This is a genomic window from Nakamurella sp. A5-74 (assembly GCF_040438885.1).
Taxonomy (GTDB): Bacteria; Actinomycetota; Actinomycetes; order Mycobacteriales; family Nakamurellaceae; genus Nakamurella.
Genome location: NZ_CP159218.1, coordinates 408717 through 422903 on the forward strand (window position 1 = coordinate 408717; position 14187 = coordinate 422903).

The window sequence follows — 14187 nt, forward strand, 5'->3', positions numbered from 1 at the left end:
ACCCAGGAGTGTTGCCGCAGGTCAGCGGACGTACAGGAGCAGACAGATCGACTAAACTGCTTGCTGTGCATTCCGATGTCGATCCGCCCGACGACCCGACGGCCAGAGCTGCCCCACCCGCTGCAGGTGAGGGAGCGCTGCTCGTCGACCGCTATCGCCTGGGTTCACTCATCGGACGCGGCGGCACCGCAGAGGTCTACCGGGCTCGGGACGAACTGCTCGGCCGGGACGTCGCGGTGAAGGTCTTCGACCTCCAGCTCACCGACCTCAACTCCGTCGACCGACAGCGCAGCGAAATGCGCGCGCTCGCCGCTCTGAGCGACCCGCATCTGGTCGCCGTCCACGATGCGAGGCTGGTCGAGCCGTCTCCGGGCGGTCCCGCCGGGGACCACAGCTACCTCGTCATGGAACTCGTCAACGGCGAGACCCTGGCCGAGCGGCTGCACGGAGGACCGCTGGGTCCGGACGAGCTGACGCCGATCGCGGTTGCCGTGGCGAGCGGTCTCGCTGTCGCGCATGCGGAAGGGCTGATCCATCGGGACATCAAGCCTGCCAACGTGTTGATCGCGACGTCCGGTGCGGTCAAGCTGGCCGACTTCGGGCTGGCGCGAGTGGTCGCCACGGAGTCGACACTCACCAGTGGGTCGATGCTGATCGGCACCGCCGCCTACTTCAGCCCGGAGCAGTCCGCCGGCGAACACGTCGGTCCACCGGCCGACGTCTACGCCCTGGGCCTGGTACTGCTGGAGGCGCTGACGTGTCGGCGTGAGTTCCCCGGTGCGCCGGTGCCCTCCGCCATGGCCAGGTTGCTACGCGACCCGGAGATCCCCGACGGGCTCCCTGCGCCGTGGCAGACACTGCTGTTGCGGATGACGGACCGCGACCCGGATGCACGCCCGACAGCAGCCGAGGTCGTGCGCATCCTGACCGCCGCCGACTCGGCCACCCTGGTGGGTACGGCCGTCACCCCCCGACCGACCCCGGCGCCGATCCTGCTGCCGGCATCACCCCGACGGTCACCTGAACGGTCGCCCGAACCGGTGACCGCGGCCGGCCCGTCGGTCCTGTCGGCGTTCCTGCGCCCGGAGGGGGATGACGCCAAAAAGGTCCGTCGCCGCAACAGCGTGCTCGTCGGTGCAGGTGCGCTGCTCACCGCGGTCGTGCTGACGACCGTGATCACCGTCACGGGTGGAACCACACCGCCTGCGGACGGCTCACCTGCGGTCGTGCAGGGCGGCAGCAGCGCGGCCCGATCCTCGACGGAACCAGCGGTCACGTCGGCGCATTCCACCGCCACGGCCGGTGGTCGAATCACTCCCTCGGCCACCCCCACCGCGGTCGCGGCCAGAGCGTCCGTTCCTCCGTCATCGACTGCGCGGACGTCTCGGACGGTGAACGCGGCAGCTGCCTCCGCTGCGGCTGCCCGAGCTGCGGCCGCCCGGGCCGCAGCAGCTCGAACCGCTGCTGCCCGAGCCGAAGAGCAAGCGGCTGCCCGTGCCGCTGCCGAGCGAACTGCTGCTGCCCGGGCCGCCGAGCAAGCAGCTGCCCGTGCCGCTGCTGCCCGAGCCGAAGAGCAAGCAGCTGCCCGTGCCGCTGCCGAGCGAACCGCCGCTGCCCGGGCCGCCGAGCAAGCAGCTGCCCGTGCTGCTGCCGACAGGGCGGCTGAGCGTGCCGCTGCCGAGCGAACGGCTGCTGCCCGAGCCGCCGAGCAAGCAGCTGCCCGTGCCGCTGCCGACAGGGCGGCCGAGCGTGCTGCGGCCGCGCGTGCCGCTGCCGACAAGGCCGCGCAGAAGGCCGCCGAGAAGCAGCAGAAGCAGGACCAGAAGGGCGCCTCCGGATCGGGCGCCGGCGCCTCCGACAAATCGGGCAAGCCCGGTAAGAAGCCCTGACCGGCGGGTGGTTCTCCGCATCCACCGCCAGCTCCGCGGTGCTCAGCCCAGCAGACTGCGCAGCGCGGCGCGATAGGCGTCGAAAGCGGAGCGACCGAGGCCGGTGAGCTGCACCCTGGTCTCGCCGCTCTGCTTCAGGGTGTCCACGTACCCCGCCTGTTCGATCTTGCGCAGATGGGTCACCAGGTTGCCCGCCGTGAGCTCCAGCAGCGACTGGAGCCGTCCGAACGTCAGCCAGTCCTCGGTGCCGATCTCGTTGAGCGCCACCATGATCCGCAGCCGGACCGGCGCATGGATCACCGGATCGAGCGCGTCACCCACGACCGGCTCCCGAGGTGAAGTCGGATCCCGGGTCCGCCGGACGTCGGAGTCCACTGCGCCAGGTCACGACCGCGGCGACCAGGAACGCGCCCCCGCCCAGAACGGCGATCAGCAGGTTCAACGTCACCGGGCCGGCCCACACCCCGGCCGCGACGAGCAGCAGCAGCCAGCTGCCGAGAGCCCGCTCGACGGCACCGCCGAACACGGCGGCCATCGCCAGGTAGGCCAGCCCGGTGAGGATCACCGATCCGCCGGCGAACAGCAGCCCGGCGGCCGCCGGATCCAGCCCCACGCTGCTGATGCCACCGGCGAAGACGAAGAACGCGGTGAAGCCGGCTCCCCAGAAGATTCCCAGATCGCGCCCCTGACGCACCGACCGCCCACCGCGCCCGCGGGTCGCGGCCTGGATCACCACCCCCGTCACCACCGCCGCGGCGATCAGCAGCACGCTGAACACCACCGCCGAGAACACCCCTGGGCCGGTGAACGGCTGCTGCCGGCGGACGTCCCACCACAGCGTGCCGAATCCGATGCACCAGGCGACTCCCCAGACCAGCAGCTGCACCGGGAGTCGGACGTCCAGAGCGCGCCGGACCCGATCGGACTCCGCGTCGATCAGCGCGAGTGCGATGGCCGGATCGAGTTCCTCATGATCAGACATCGGTCTGTGCCGACGCGACTCGGGTCAGACGGAGCTGGGCCGCGCCGGAGACGAGCAGCACCAACGCACCGACACCACCGGTGACGGCGATCGGCGACACCGTTGTCGTGGTGCCGAGCCCCACGGCACCGATCGCGATCACGATCCCCCCGAGGGCCGTCAGTCGCAGCGCGCTGATCCGGTACAGCCTCGCCAGCGGCAGGAAGTGCGCAGACATGACGGCGTAGGTCCAGCAGATCACGTACTCGGGTCGGCCGGTGAGGTTCAGAACCACGTTCCCGGCGATGATCAACGCGACCTCGGCGAACAGTGTGCGGTGGTACGTCCGCTGCACGGCGGCTCGATGAGGTCCGCGGTGGCTGCCAGCGCCCTGCAGACGCCGGCGCAGCAGGACAGCGACGACGGCCAGGGCAACCCCGGCCGCGATCCCGGCGAGGAACCACGGCCGCAGCGTGGGAGCACCCGCCGATCCCCAGGCGAACCAGGCGCTCGAGGCCACGCCGAGCACCAGGGCCGACGCCGCAAGGTCCCTGGGCAGCGCAGGGATCGGCCGGGACCCCATCGGCGACCAACCTCCCGAAGAGGTGGCCGGGGCAGTACCTGTCGTGACGGTCATGTCAGCCCTTTCAGGGTGTGGTTTGCAATTCAAACCTGACATCACCATGCCGGACTTTGCATCGCAAAGTCAATTCTCCGTGGGCTCTCGGTGCCCTCTCGGTGCGCTCCAGTGCGAGGATCGCAGGACCATCGACCCGACCGGGGTCGGCGGTGAGGAGGATGCAATGACCGACGGCTCGGACCAGGTATTGCGGTCGCACCGGCGCCACCCGGCACCGGTACCCAGCGGACCGACCCATGGCTGAGTCGGTCCGCTGGGGTGTCCTCGGCACCGCCAACATCGCCGCGCGCGCCTTCCTGCCGGCGCTGCGGGACGCCGGCGGCCGGGCACTGGTGGTCGGCTCCCGATCGCCGGATCGCGGTCGCGCATGGGCGGCCGAGAACCAGGTGGCCGGTTCGGCGGGTTACGAGGCGGTGATCGCCGATCCGGCGGTGCAGGCGATCTACGTCGCTCTGCCGAACGACCAGCATGCTCGCTGGGCCGCGGCGGCACTCGCTGCCGGCAAGGTGGTGCTGTGCGAGAAGCCGATGGCGCTGGATGCAGCGCAGGCAGGCAGGCTCCTGCAGGCGGTTCCGGCCGGCGGTCTGCTCTGGGAGTCCTTCGTGTTCCCGTTCCATCCGCAGACCGCGTTGCTCCGCTCGCTGATCGCCGACGGCCGGATCGGCGCGCTGTCCGAGATCGTCTCCGAGTTCCACTTCCGGGTGTCGTCGGCGGGCAACATTCGGCTGGACCCGGACCGGGGCGGCGGAGCGCTGTACGACGTCGGGTGCTACCCGATCCGGCTGGCGCGGCTGCTCTGCAGCGCGGAACCGTTGCGCGCCAGCGGGAGTGCGACAATCATCGGCGTCGACCGTGATCTGGCAGCGGTGGTGGACTTCCCCGGTGTGCGGCTGGTGGTCTCGGCAGGCCTGCACCGCGCCCCCTCGACGTTCACCCGGATCATCGGTACCTCCGGTGAGCTCAGGGTCAGCAATCCGTTCCACCCGCTGGCCACCGACACGGTCGAGCTGTGGACCGACGGTGAGCGGCAGCAGACCTGGTCAGCGGACGGTGTCCCGGCCTTCCAGCATGCCATCGCCCACATCCATCAGGTGATGGCCGGCCAGGCCGCCCCCGAGTATCTTGCTGTCGGCGATGCGCTCGCGCAGGCCGAGGCGATGGACCTGGTGCGGCGCGGGATCTCGGCCTCATGAGAGCCCCTTCGCGGCCGAAGGTGCTGATCTGCAGTCAACTGGAGCCCGAACACGTGCAGCGGATCGCCGACGCGGCCGCGTGTGAGCTGCTGTACGAGCCGGAGCTGTTGCCCACCAGCCGATTCCCGGGTGATCACGGCGGTCACCCGCCGGCTCTGACCGCCGCTCGACACCAGCGGTGGTCCGCGCTGCTGGCGGTGGCCGAGATCGCCTTCGACTTCGACTGGCGGTCGCCCGGCACGATGACCGAGACGGCCCCCCAACTGCGCTGGGTCCAGGCCACCAGCGCCGGTATCGGTGCCTTCGTGCAGCGTCACGGGCTGGACGAAGCCGACCTGATCCTCACCACGGCAGCGGGCACGCATGCCGCTCCGCTGGCGGAGTTCGCGATCACCGGTGCATTGCACTTCGTCAAGGACGTCCCCGGACTGCTGGCAGCGCAACGGGAACACCGCTGGCAACGCGGGGTGTGCGGCCAACTCGCCGGACGCAGCGCCACCGTCGTGGGGTTGGGGTCCATCGGTCGCCGGGTGGTGGAGCTGTATTCGTCGTTGGGGCTGCGGGTCACCGGAGTCGGACGACCGGGTCAGCGCTACGACCTCCCGGTGCGTGTCGTCGACACCGACGGGCTCGACGCCGAACTACCGGACACCGACATCCTGGTCCTGGCCTGCCCGCTGACGGCGCAGACCACGAACCTGATCAACGCTGCCCGGGTCGCGCTGCTCCCGCCCGGCGCGATCGTCGTCAACGTGGCCCGTGGTGCGGTGATCGACGAGGCGGCCCTGACCACCGCCTTGACCTCCGGCCACCTCGCCGGGGCGGCGCTCGATGTCTTCACGGTCGAACCGCTACCGGACGGTTCGCCACTCTGGGATCTGCCGAACGTTCTCCTCTCGCCACACTCGGCATCCACTGCAGCACAGGAGAACGAGCTGCTCACCGACCTGTTCATCGACAACTTGCAGCGGTACCTGGACGGAAGGGAGCTGCGCAACCGGTACCACGGCGAGCGAGGCTACTGAGCCGAGTCGGCCAGGTGTCCGGTTGACCGGACCATCGGGATGCCGGTGATGGCGTCCGCCGAGCGAGGCCTCCAGCGGAGCAGCGATCGTGCTCGGCGTACTCGTCGGAGCGCCGTTGCTGCTCGACATCGGCTGGCTGCAGGGCTGGCGCTGGGCCTCGAATCTCGTTGTGCTGCTGGGGATCCCGGGCGTGCATACCGTCGTCGTCGGTGCTGCGCTGGTACGTCTGCGACCGATCCGCTGATCCGGTCGCGCTGTCGGGTGGGCTCGGTCAGACGGAGCGCACGCCGAACCCGGCCAACAGATTGCCGAGCGTTCGATCGGTCGATCGGTAGCGCAGCCGGGCGCCGGACTGCAGCTGTACCTCCGCGACCTGATCGGGATCGTCCGGGGACGGCGCCGTCACGACCACGGTCGAGACGTCGGCCGCCCGGACGAGCGTGGTGTTCGTCAACCAGGAGGAGAACTCCTCAGCCGTCGTCGCGCGTCGCCAGAGTGGTGCTCCGGCTGCTCGCGCCGGCAACCGCCCGGCGGCCTTCAGCCGGCGCAGGTCCGCACCGTCGGCCGCCCAGCTCGTGCGCTGCCGGAATCTCAGCAGGAACGAGCGCGCCAGCAGCATCCCGATCGAGGCGATGAAGAGCAGGCCTCCGATCACCCGTAGCACCACCGCAGGTGCCCCGTCGGTGCCACCCGCGAGGTTCAGGCAACCCCACGCCACCGCCAGACCCACCGCGAACCCGGCAAGGTTCAGCAGGGCGGTGCGGAAGTCGCCCCGTACCGCGGACACTGCCCGACCGAAGGTCGGCACCTCCACCCAACCGTCGTCGAACACCGACAGTCGGAGCCACTGAGGTTCGCCGGAAGCAGTGTCCGCCCGGGCGGCCACCCACCCCACTCGTGCCATCGGTCCGCCCTCCGTTCTCGTGACAGGGCCAGCACATCGCGTGGCAGAGCACCCTTGCGCCACTCTGGCACGATGGATCCATTCTCGGCGCACCGGTTACCGGGGCCAGGTCGATGCGCGATCAGGCCCCTGGCCCGGGGGCACCGCGAACCTCGAGGTCGCGGCGTTCCCTGCGGCGGGACCCGACCCACCCACCTGGTGGAGGCAGAACCCATGACCGCTGCGCATCCCCTTGCGGTGACCGGATCCACCGGCGCTCTCGGCGGCCTGGTCGCCCGGCTCCTGGCCGATTCCGCTGTGCCGCAACGGCTGTTGGTCCGTGATCCCTCCCGGGCGCCCGTGCTGCCGCGCACCTCGGTGCACCGATCCGACTACGCCGACAGAGCCGCCGTGCAGGCTGCTCTGGAGGGCGTGGAGGTCCTGTTCATGGTGTCGGCCGCCGAGAGCGCCGACCGACTGGACCAGCACCGCAGCTTCGTCGATGCGGCCGCGGCTGCCGGGGTGCGGCAGGTGGTCTACACCTCGTTCCTGGCCGCAGCGTCGGACGCGATCTTCACGCTGGCGCGCGACCACTTCGCGACCGAAGAGCACATCAAAGCCTCCGGGATGGGCTGGACCTTCCTGCGCGACAGTTTCTATCTCGACTTCGTGGCGTCCGTGGTCGGTGACGACGACGTCATCAGGGGTCCGGGCGGAACGGGTCGCTGCGCCTTCGTCTCCCGTGCCGATGTGGCACGCACGGCCGCGGTGATCCTGCAGGACCCGGGGTCCCACCTCGGTTGCCGCTACGACCTCACCGGGCCGGAGGCGTTGTCGTTCGCCGAGGCAGCGGAACAGCTGAGTGCGGCCCGGCGGACGATCACCTATCACGACGAAAGTGTCGAGGAGGCCTACGAATCACGCCGGAAGTGGCCGGCGCCGGCGTGGCAGTACGACGCCTGGGTGAGCACCTACTCCGCGATCGCCTCCGGGGACCTGGCCGAGGTGAGCACCGCGGTGCTCGACATCACCGGGAGGGCGCCGATCACGCTGGCCCAGCACCTCGCGACCGCGAATCCGCCTGCCTGACGCGCACGTCGACCCGGGGTGACCGGCGACCGCCGCGGTGCGCCGGTGGCACGATCGGGACCATGACCGTCGTGAAGATCAACGCCATCACCGTCCCCGCTGACTCCGGTGACGAGCTCGCCCACCGTTTCGCTGCCCGCGCCGGCGCCGTCGACGGTGCCGCAGGGTTCGAGGGATTCGAGCTGTTCAAGCCGACCGACGAGCGCACCCAGTGGCTGGTCGTGACCCGGTGGCGCGATGAGGCCAGCTTCCAGTCCTGGCTCGCCTCGCCGTCGTTCGCCCACGGACACCGCAATGCCGCGGAACGCGCGGGGGAGCAGGCGTCGGACCGTCCGGTGAGCACCCACAGTGAGGTCTGGTCGTACGAGATCGCCGGCGGCTCGACGCCTGTGTGATCCGAACCTGCCGCCGCATCGTCAAGGTGGTCGTCGGGCCCACCGCTCGGCCTCGTCGTCGCGTGCGTGCTGGACTCCGTGCAGATCGATCACTTGCCTCAGCACCAACGGCATCCAAGCCGACGTCGCCGAGCGGATGAGCAGGGCGCGGCCGGCGGGCCCCGTGGGTCTCTGGGGCGGCGCGCCCGGACGATCTCGACCTGGTAACAGGGGTGATGACTCCCCAACTGGGTCTTCGTGCGGACCAGGTGACCCGCCGGCTGAGCGCCCGACCAGGCCGAGACGGGCGGCACCCCCGATCTGTGGGATCGCGGTCGTAGCAACAACCCAGCAGTTCCAGGTGGGTGGACTCAGCCTGTAGGTCTCAACAATTCACGTCCGCAGGGGAAGGGGTGCTCCGCGTTGTCGTGGTAGTCGGTTCGAGCCCGCGGCTGACCGGCGGGCTTGCTCGGGACGTCGTGTTGGTCGGTAGGAGCCGGGTCGGCGGTCCCAGATGACCTGTCCGGCGGTGACTTCGCCGTTCAGTTCGTCGCGGTGGACGATGGTGTGGTGGGCCGGGCAGAGCAGTGCGGCGTTGTCGAGGTCGGTGGGTCCGCCGTCGATCCAGTGGACGAGGTGGTGGGCGTCGCACCACTGGGCGGGGATGTCGCAGCCTGGGAAGGTGCAGTGCCGATCCCGCTGCCACAGCACGCGTTTCTGGGCGAGGGTGAACAAGCGCTGTTCCTTGCCGCAGTCCAGCACGGCGCCGTCGGCGCCGAGGACCATCGGGATGATCCCGGCGTCGCAGGCGAGCTTGCGAACTGTGTCGGGTGCCAGCAGGGTGCCGTCGGCGATGGTTCCGGTGCAGGTGCCGGCGCCGGCGCGTTGCTGCAGGTCGTCGAGGTTGATGGTGACGTTCACGGTCGCGGTCGGTGCTGCCGTGACGCCCTGACCTTGGGCGAGGACGGAGCGGCGCAGCGCGTCGATCAGCGCCTCACCACGCCGCCGATCGACGGGCCGGCCGTCAAGCTCCCCGGTATCTCTGTCGGGTCGGGGTGCGGAGAGGGTCTGGATCGCTGCTTCGAGGATGGTGAGGCCTTCGTTGTCGACGACGAGTCGGTATTCGTGCAGCCCGGTCGACGTTTCGGTCGGCGATGACAGTGAGATGTGTCGGCGGCAGCGGTCCTGGAAGTCGGCGAGTTCGTCCTGTTTCCCGTGGTGCGCCAGGATCCATTGCCGCAGTTCTCTGACGCCGCGGGGTCCGTGTTCAGCGCCGTGGTTCACCAGTTGCTTCAGCACGATGGGGTGGGCGCCGAGCAGCAGCTCGGGCGCGAGTTTGTCGTACTCGCCCTGCACCACGACGGCGGTGGGCAGGTCGAGGTCGGCGGTGCGGATGGAGTCGGTGATCTCGGCGAGTTCTGGTCGTCGCAGGATGTGCGCGGCTTTCGCGATGGTGGTCGCTTCGCGGCGGGAGTGCCAGCCGTGTTCTGCGACCCAGCCGCGGGTCGAGGCGGACTGGGATGCTTCGATGACGCCCCGGGACTCGGCGTCCGCAGTGACGATCACACAGGCAGCGCCGGCCAAGGCGCGGAGTTCGGCGAGTTCACTCAGGAAGTCGCCCAGCTCGCCGGTGGGGCACTGGAACACGTTGGTGTGCAGGGTTTTCAGTCCGGCGCTCAGTGCTGCGGCGTGTTCGCGGATGTCCGCGACGCTCGCTTCACCGGTGCCGTTCATAGGGGATACGTTACTCAAGGGGTCCGACAGTCGACCTTCTGGAAGTGGCCGTGGGACAACAGTTGTGGTCACGATCCGGTGACGATGTCGACGGAACCGTTGGTGGTCGAGCGACGAAGGAGTCGAGACCGGTGCTGGCCTGGCGGGATCTCGACGCGCTCCTTCGTCGCTTGCTTGATCACCGTGGACTGGCACGGAATCTCGACTCAGTCGTTCCTCCCGCGCTCGATCACCGTAGTGACGGGACCGGGCACACCGCCGTGCGGCGCAGGAATCGGCTCTCTTCCAGCGTGCAGGGGTTGCGACTCCGTGTGCTCCGTCGGTTGCCCGGGTGCTGGCGCTGGCCCCGGTGCGGTCGGGATCGTCCCGGTCGACCTGGTCACCGAGCATGCGCTCGACGTCTGGGACGGCCGGGCAGGCAGCCGGTCCAGGGGCACCCGATCGGAGGCCTCGACTCCGTCGGTCCCGCGCAGGATCGCCGAAATGCTTGAAACTCCGGGCACAGGGCATGATGAAGACGTCTACATCGCACTGTCGTCAGGAGATCGTCATGCAGTGGTGGGTCTGGTTGATCATCGTCCTGGTCGTGATCGCCGTACTGGTCGGCGGGTTCATCGCCCTGCAGTCGAAGCGCAGGAGCGGCGGCGTCGTGATCACCGACAAGTCGCGTCGTCGCGGAGGCTCGGCATGAGCACCCTGTTGCGAGCCCGCGACCTCGCCAAGCTGCCCGTCGTGACGTACGGCGGTGAGGACGTCGCGCAGCTGAAAGACATCGTCTACGCGGGCAACGGTGGGCAGATAACTGCCTTCACGTTGGCCGGCCGGAGCCTGTTCTCCGGGCCACTGAAGGTGGCGCTGGCCTGGAGCCGCGTCGTCGGTCTCGGACCGGACGCGGTGATCGTCGAGACGCAGGAGCACTTCGCGCCCCTGGACGCGATCCTCGCGTCCGATGGGGTCGAGGGAGGTGGGTCGGGTCACGGCGACGTGCTCGGTTCGCAGGTGCTCACCGACACCGGCACCGCGATCGGTGTGGTGTCGGACGTCATCATCGGCGTCACAGCACCGGGCGGACTCGCCGACGTCGTCGGATACGAGATCAAGCCCGCCGAGTCCCTCGGTCGCGGGGAACAGCCGCTGCTGATCCCGTTGCCGGACACGATGTCCGCCTCGGGTCAGCACCTGGTCGTGCCGGAGGCAGCGACCGGCTATCTCACTGACGACCTGAACGCCTTCGGTGCAGCGGTGGATGCCTTCCGTACCCAGATCGGAAACAACCGATGACTCTGTTCAGCGAGGCCTCCGGACGCCAGGTCGTCAGCACCGGGAACGCCGCGACCGTCGGCAAGATCAAGCACTTCATCGTCGACGCGGCGTCGCAGAAGGTGGTCGGACTTCGACTTTCCAAGACGCCGGACCACGGAACGGTGCTGCCCTGGCAGGCCATCCATTCCTTCGGTGCCGATGCGGTGACGATCGCCGACGCGAATCTGATCGTCGAGCCCGACGCACAGCTTGCCGCCCTGGATGTCAAGCAGCACACCATCATCGGCAAGCAGGTGCTCACCACGGAGGGTCGGAAGGTGGGCAGCGTCGTCGACGTCGACTTCGATCCCGCTGACGGCCGCGTGGTCTCCCTGGTGCTGGGTGACCACTCGATCGACGGCACGACCTTCATCGGCGTCGGTTCGTACGCGGTCGTCGTCAAGGCTTGATTCGTCGCATTTCCGTGTCCGTGTCCGCGGATGAGGGCGCTGCTCCGCAGGCTTCGCTCGGACGCGCCGGTTCGCAGGCTCACCGGCGCGGCCATCGCTGCAGAGGGCTGCACAGCACCCTCATCCGCGACCACTGACGGTAGGGCAGACTCGCACGGAGATCCGTTTGACACCGGTCGCTGGTCGGACGGGGTCTCGTCCCGCTACGTTCGCTCAGCCACCGTCAGGACGCTCAGCCACCGTCAGGACGCTCGACCGCCGTCACGTCGCTCGACCGCCGTGAAGTCGCTCAACCATCCAAAGGTCTGAAGTCAGGCCATTGACTTGGTGGTGGCGGTGACTCCAGACTGTCCGGCAGCACAGTCCGTTCCCGGGGGTCACGCGAGAGGTCACCGATGGCCGAACCAGAGATCGACGAGGATTCCGCCCGTCTCGCCGAGATGGGTTACACGCAGGAACTGCACCGCGGCATGTCCGCGTTCTCGAACTTCGCCGTGTCGTTCTCGATCATCTCGATCCTGGCCGGCTGCATCACGTCCTACCGGATCGCCCTGACATCCGGTGGCCCGTCGGCCATCACGGTCGGTTGGGCGGTGGTCGGGCTGTTCGTGCTCTGCGTCGCGATGTCGATGGCTGAGGTCTGTTCCCGGTACCCGACGGCCGGCGGTCTCTACTTCTGGGCCGGTGAGCTCGCCAAGAGCAACAAGCGCGCATGGGCCTGGGTGGTCGGCTGGTTCAACTTCATGGGTGAGATCGCCGTCACCGCCGCGATCGACTACGGCTGTGCCCTCACCTGGATGGCGTTCATGAACCTGGTCTGGGGCATCGAGGTGACCCCCGGCCGGACTTTCCTGCTGTTCGTCGGCATCATCATCGCCCACGCGCTGCTGAACGCCTTCGGCGTCAACCTGGTGTCGTTGCTGTCCAACATCTCCGCCTGGTGGCATGTCGTCGGCGTGCTGATCATCGTGGTGGCGCTGTGGGTGCTGCCGGAGAAACACCAGGACGTCGGGTGGACGCTGTTCGGCTGGCACAACGAGACCGGCTGGACCTTCGGGCCGTACGTGCTGCTGCTCGGCCTGCTGATGGCGCAATACACCTACACCGGCTACGACGCCTCGGCGCACGTCGCCGAGGAGACCAGGAACGCCTCCCGCAGCGCGCCGCGCGGCATCGTGCTGAGCGTGCTGGTGTCGGTGATCGGCGGGTTCATCCTGCTGTACTCGATCACCGCCGCGATCCCCGACCGTTCCGAAGCCGGATTGACCGCCCTGGCCGCCAGCGACACCGGGCTGCCGCCCGCACAGATCTTCCTCGACGCCCTGGGCAGTCCCACCGTGGCCAAGTTCCTGCTGGCCATCGTTTGTGTCGCGCAGTTCTTCTGCGGGATGGCGTCCGTGACGGCCAACTCCCGGATGACGTTCGCCTTCAGCCGCGACAAGGCACTGCCCGGGTCACGACTGTGGTCGAAGGTCAACCCGCGTACCGGAACTCCGACCAACTCGATCTGGTTCTGCGTCACCCTGTCGGTGCTGCTGGCAATCCCGTCGCTGTTCAACGTCACCGCCTATTTCGCGGTGACGTCCATCGCTGTGATCGGGCTCTACATCGCCTACGTGGTGCCGGTGTTCCTGAGACTGCGTCGCCCCGACTTCGTGCAGGGCCCGTGGAATCTCGGTCGCTGGAGCAAGCCGATCGGCTGGATCTCGGTGGTCTGGGTGGTGCTGATCTGCATCCTGTTCGTGCTGCCCCCGCTCAACCCCGTCACAGTCGACACGTTCAACTACGCCCCGATCGCGGTGCTCGTCGTCCTCTCGATCTCCGGCGTCATGTGGCTGGCCGTGGGGCGTAAGCACTTCATGTCCGGCCGTCCCGTTCCGTCGGACAAGCCCGTCCCCCTGGACAAGTGACATCTCTCGTGCCAGCACAGACCGGCGTCTCCCTTGGTCCCCGAGCCGCGGATCTCGGTGCAGCGCTGCTGCGCCCGGTCCGCGCTCACCATGCGTTCGAGAGCTGCGTCGAGCAGCTCGGCACGGCCATCCGGCTCGGCGGCTACCCGCAGGGGGAAGCGCTTCCGCCCGAGCGGGAACTGGCTGCGCTGCTGGGAGTCTCCCGCGCCACGATCCGCGAGGCGATGGTCGCCCTACGGGCCGCCGGACTGGTCGAGACCCGTCGTGGACGGGGCGGCGGGACCGTCGTGCTGCAGCCGCCGGAGCGCCCCGGACGGGGGACGCAGCGCCAGGTCGACGCCCTGCCGCGGGCGGAGATGATCGACGCTCTGCTGTTCCGGCGGGTGGTGGAACCCGGAGCTGCGTATGCGGCAGCCGAGCGACGGTCGGACGGCGACCTCGACGATGTAGCGATGGCCGCTCTGCGGGCAGCGCTGGTCGAGGTGACCGGCATCCGGGATCCGGCGCAGCATCGGCAGTCGGACTCTCGCTTCCACCTGGCAGTGGCCCGGGCGTCCGGGTCGTCGAAGCTGCTGACGGCGGTCGCCGAGGTCCAACGCAGCCTGCACGAGATGCTGATGGCGATCCCGGTGCTGGCCCCCAACCTCGGTCATTCCGACGGTCAGCACGGCGCGGTGCTCAGGGCGATCGCCGCCGGCAACCCGCTGCGTGCCCGCCGGGTGATGGAGGAACACTGTGATGACACCGCAGCACTGCTCCGCGGTCTGATCGGATAGG

The 14187-nt window shown here is 69.1% G+C and carries 16 protein-coding genes; 11 read left to right on the forward strand and 5 right to left on the reverse strand.

What is annotated here, in order from left to right; genetic code table 11:
• Positions 1-65: 65 nt before the first annotated feature.
• Entirely contained in the window at positions 66-1889 is a 1824-nt protein-coding gene (locus ABLG96_RS01865) for a serine/threonine-protein kinase (protein WP_353649730.1), read from the forward strand.
• A 42-nt stretch (positions 1890-1931) separates the two neighbouring features.
• Here the strand turns inward: ABLG96_RS01865 and ABLG96_RS01870 are convergent, their stop codons facing one another.
• The 3 genes from ABLG96_RS01870 to ABLG96_RS01880 are packed head-to-tail and all read right to left on the reverse strand — an operon-like array spanning position 1932 to position 3487.
• Positions 1932-2210 carry a transcriptional regulator gene (locus tag ABLG96_RS01870; protein WP_353649731.1) on the reverse strand — a complete coding sequence of 93 codons (279 nt, stop codon included), beginning with the start codon at positions 2208-2210 and terminating at the stop codon, positions 1932-1934.
• Positions 2203-2871: a hypothetical protein gene (locus ABLG96_RS01875; protein WP_353649732.1), complete on the reverse strand. Its 669-nt coding sequence runs from the start codon at positions 2869-2871 to the stop codon at positions 2203-2205. The genes ABLG96_RS01870 and ABLG96_RS01875 overlap by 8 nt, the downstream gene beginning before the upstream one ends.
• Positions 2864-3487, reverse strand: a complete 624-nt coding sequence (locus ABLG96_RS01880) for a hypothetical protein (protein WP_353649733.1) — start codon at positions 3485-3487, stop codon at positions 2864-2866. Before ABLG96_RS01880 ends, ABLG96_RS01875 begins: the two co-directional genes overlap by 8 nt.
• 239 nt (positions 3488-3726) lie before the next feature.
• On the opposite strand from ABLG96_RS01880, the gene ABLG96_RS01885 reads away from it, so the two are divergent.
• The 3 genes from ABLG96_RS01885 to ABLG96_RS01895 all read left to right on the forward strand — a co-directional run bounded on the left by ABLG96_RS01885 (position 3727) and on the right by ABLG96_RS01895 (position 5952).
• On the forward strand, positions 3727-4683 hold the full coding sequence (locus tag ABLG96_RS01885) for a Gfo/Idh/MocA family oxidoreductase (RefSeq protein ID WP_353649734.1): 957 nt from the start codon (positions 3727-3729) through the stop codon (positions 4681-4683).
• A complete protein-coding gene (locus tag ABLG96_RS01890; protein ID WP_353649735.1) occupies positions 4680-5708 on the forward strand; it encodes a D-2-hydroxyacid dehydrogenase in 1029 nt (342 codons plus the stop codon). Before ABLG96_RS01885 ends, ABLG96_RS01890 begins: the two co-directional genes overlap by 4 nt.
• Positions 5709-5796: 88 nt before the next feature.
• Positions 5797-5952, forward strand: a complete 156-nt coding sequence (locus tag ABLG96_RS01895) for a hypothetical protein (protein WP_353649736.1) — start codon at positions 5797-5799, stop codon at positions 5950-5952.
• Positions 5953-5979: 27 nt separating this feature from the next.
• Here the strand turns inward: ABLG96_RS01895 and ABLG96_RS01900 are convergent, their stop codons facing one another.
• Positions 5980-6612, reverse strand: a complete 633-nt coding sequence (locus ABLG96_RS01900; protein WP_353649737.1) for a hypothetical protein — start codon at positions 6610-6612, stop codon at positions 5980-5982.
• A 213-nt stretch (positions 6613-6825) separates the two neighbouring features.
• Between ABLG96_RS01900 and ABLG96_RS01905 the strand changes: the two genes are divergently transcribed.
• Together ABLG96_RS01905 and ABLG96_RS01910 are read left to right on the forward strand one after the other, a co-directional pair.
• Positions 6826-7680, forward strand: coding sequence for an SDR family oxidoreductase (locus ABLG96_RS01905; RefSeq protein ID WP_353649738.1), 855 nt, complete (start codon positions 6826-6828; stop codon positions 7678-7680).
• Positions 7681-7742: 62 nt separating this feature from the next.
• The gene (locus ABLG96_RS01910; RefSeq protein WP_353649739.1) at positions 7743-8075 is read left to right on the forward strand and encodes an antibiotic biosynthesis monooxygenase; all 333 of its coding nucleotides are present in this window, start codon (positions 7743-7745) and stop codon (positions 8073-8075) included.
• Positions 8076-8447: 372 nt separating this feature from the next.
• Here the strand turns inward: ABLG96_RS01910 and ABLG96_RS01915 are convergent, their stop codons facing one another.
• Positions 8448-9788 (reverse strand): DUF222 domain-containing protein, encoded by a 1341-nt coding sequence (locus tag ABLG96_RS01915; protein WP_353649740.1) that lies wholly within the window; start codon positions 9786-9788, stop codon positions 8448-8450.
• 508 nt (positions 9789-10296) lie between these two features.
• Between ABLG96_RS01915 and ABLG96_RS01920 the strand changes: the two genes are divergently transcribed.
• From ABLG96_RS01920 to ABLG96_RS01940, 5 genes are all read left to right on the forward strand, one after another.
• Positions 10297-10479 carry a hypothetical protein gene (locus tag ABLG96_RS01920; RefSeq protein ID WP_353649741.1) on the forward strand — a complete coding sequence of 61 codons (183 nt, stop codon included), beginning with the start codon at positions 10297-10299 and terminating at the stop codon, positions 10477-10479.
• Positions 10476-11069 carry a PRC-barrel domain-containing protein gene (locus ABLG96_RS01925; RefSeq protein ID WP_353649742.1) on the forward strand — a complete coding sequence of 198 codons (594 nt, stop codon included), beginning with the start codon at positions 10476-10478 and terminating at the stop codon, positions 11067-11069. The genes ABLG96_RS01920 and ABLG96_RS01925 overlap by 4 nt, the downstream gene beginning before the upstream one ends.
• Positions 11066-11500, forward strand: coding sequence for a PRC-barrel domain-containing protein (locus ABLG96_RS01930; protein ID WP_353649743.1), 435 nt, complete (start codon positions 11066-11068; stop codon positions 11498-11500). Before ABLG96_RS01925 ends, ABLG96_RS01930 begins: the two co-directional genes overlap by 4 nt.
• A 395-nt stretch (positions 11501-11895) precedes the next feature.
• Entirely contained in the window at positions 11896-13410 is a 1515-nt protein-coding gene (locus ABLG96_RS01935) for an amino acid permease (RefSeq protein ID WP_353649744.1), read from the forward strand.
• Complete coding sequence (locus ABLG96_RS01940; protein ID WP_353649745.1) at positions 13407-14186, forward strand: FCD domain-containing protein; 780 nt, start codon at positions 13407-13409, stop codon at positions 14184-14186. The genes ABLG96_RS01935 and ABLG96_RS01940 overlap by 4 nt, the downstream gene beginning before the upstream one ends.
• The last annotated feature ends 1 nt before the right edge of the window (position 14187 follow it).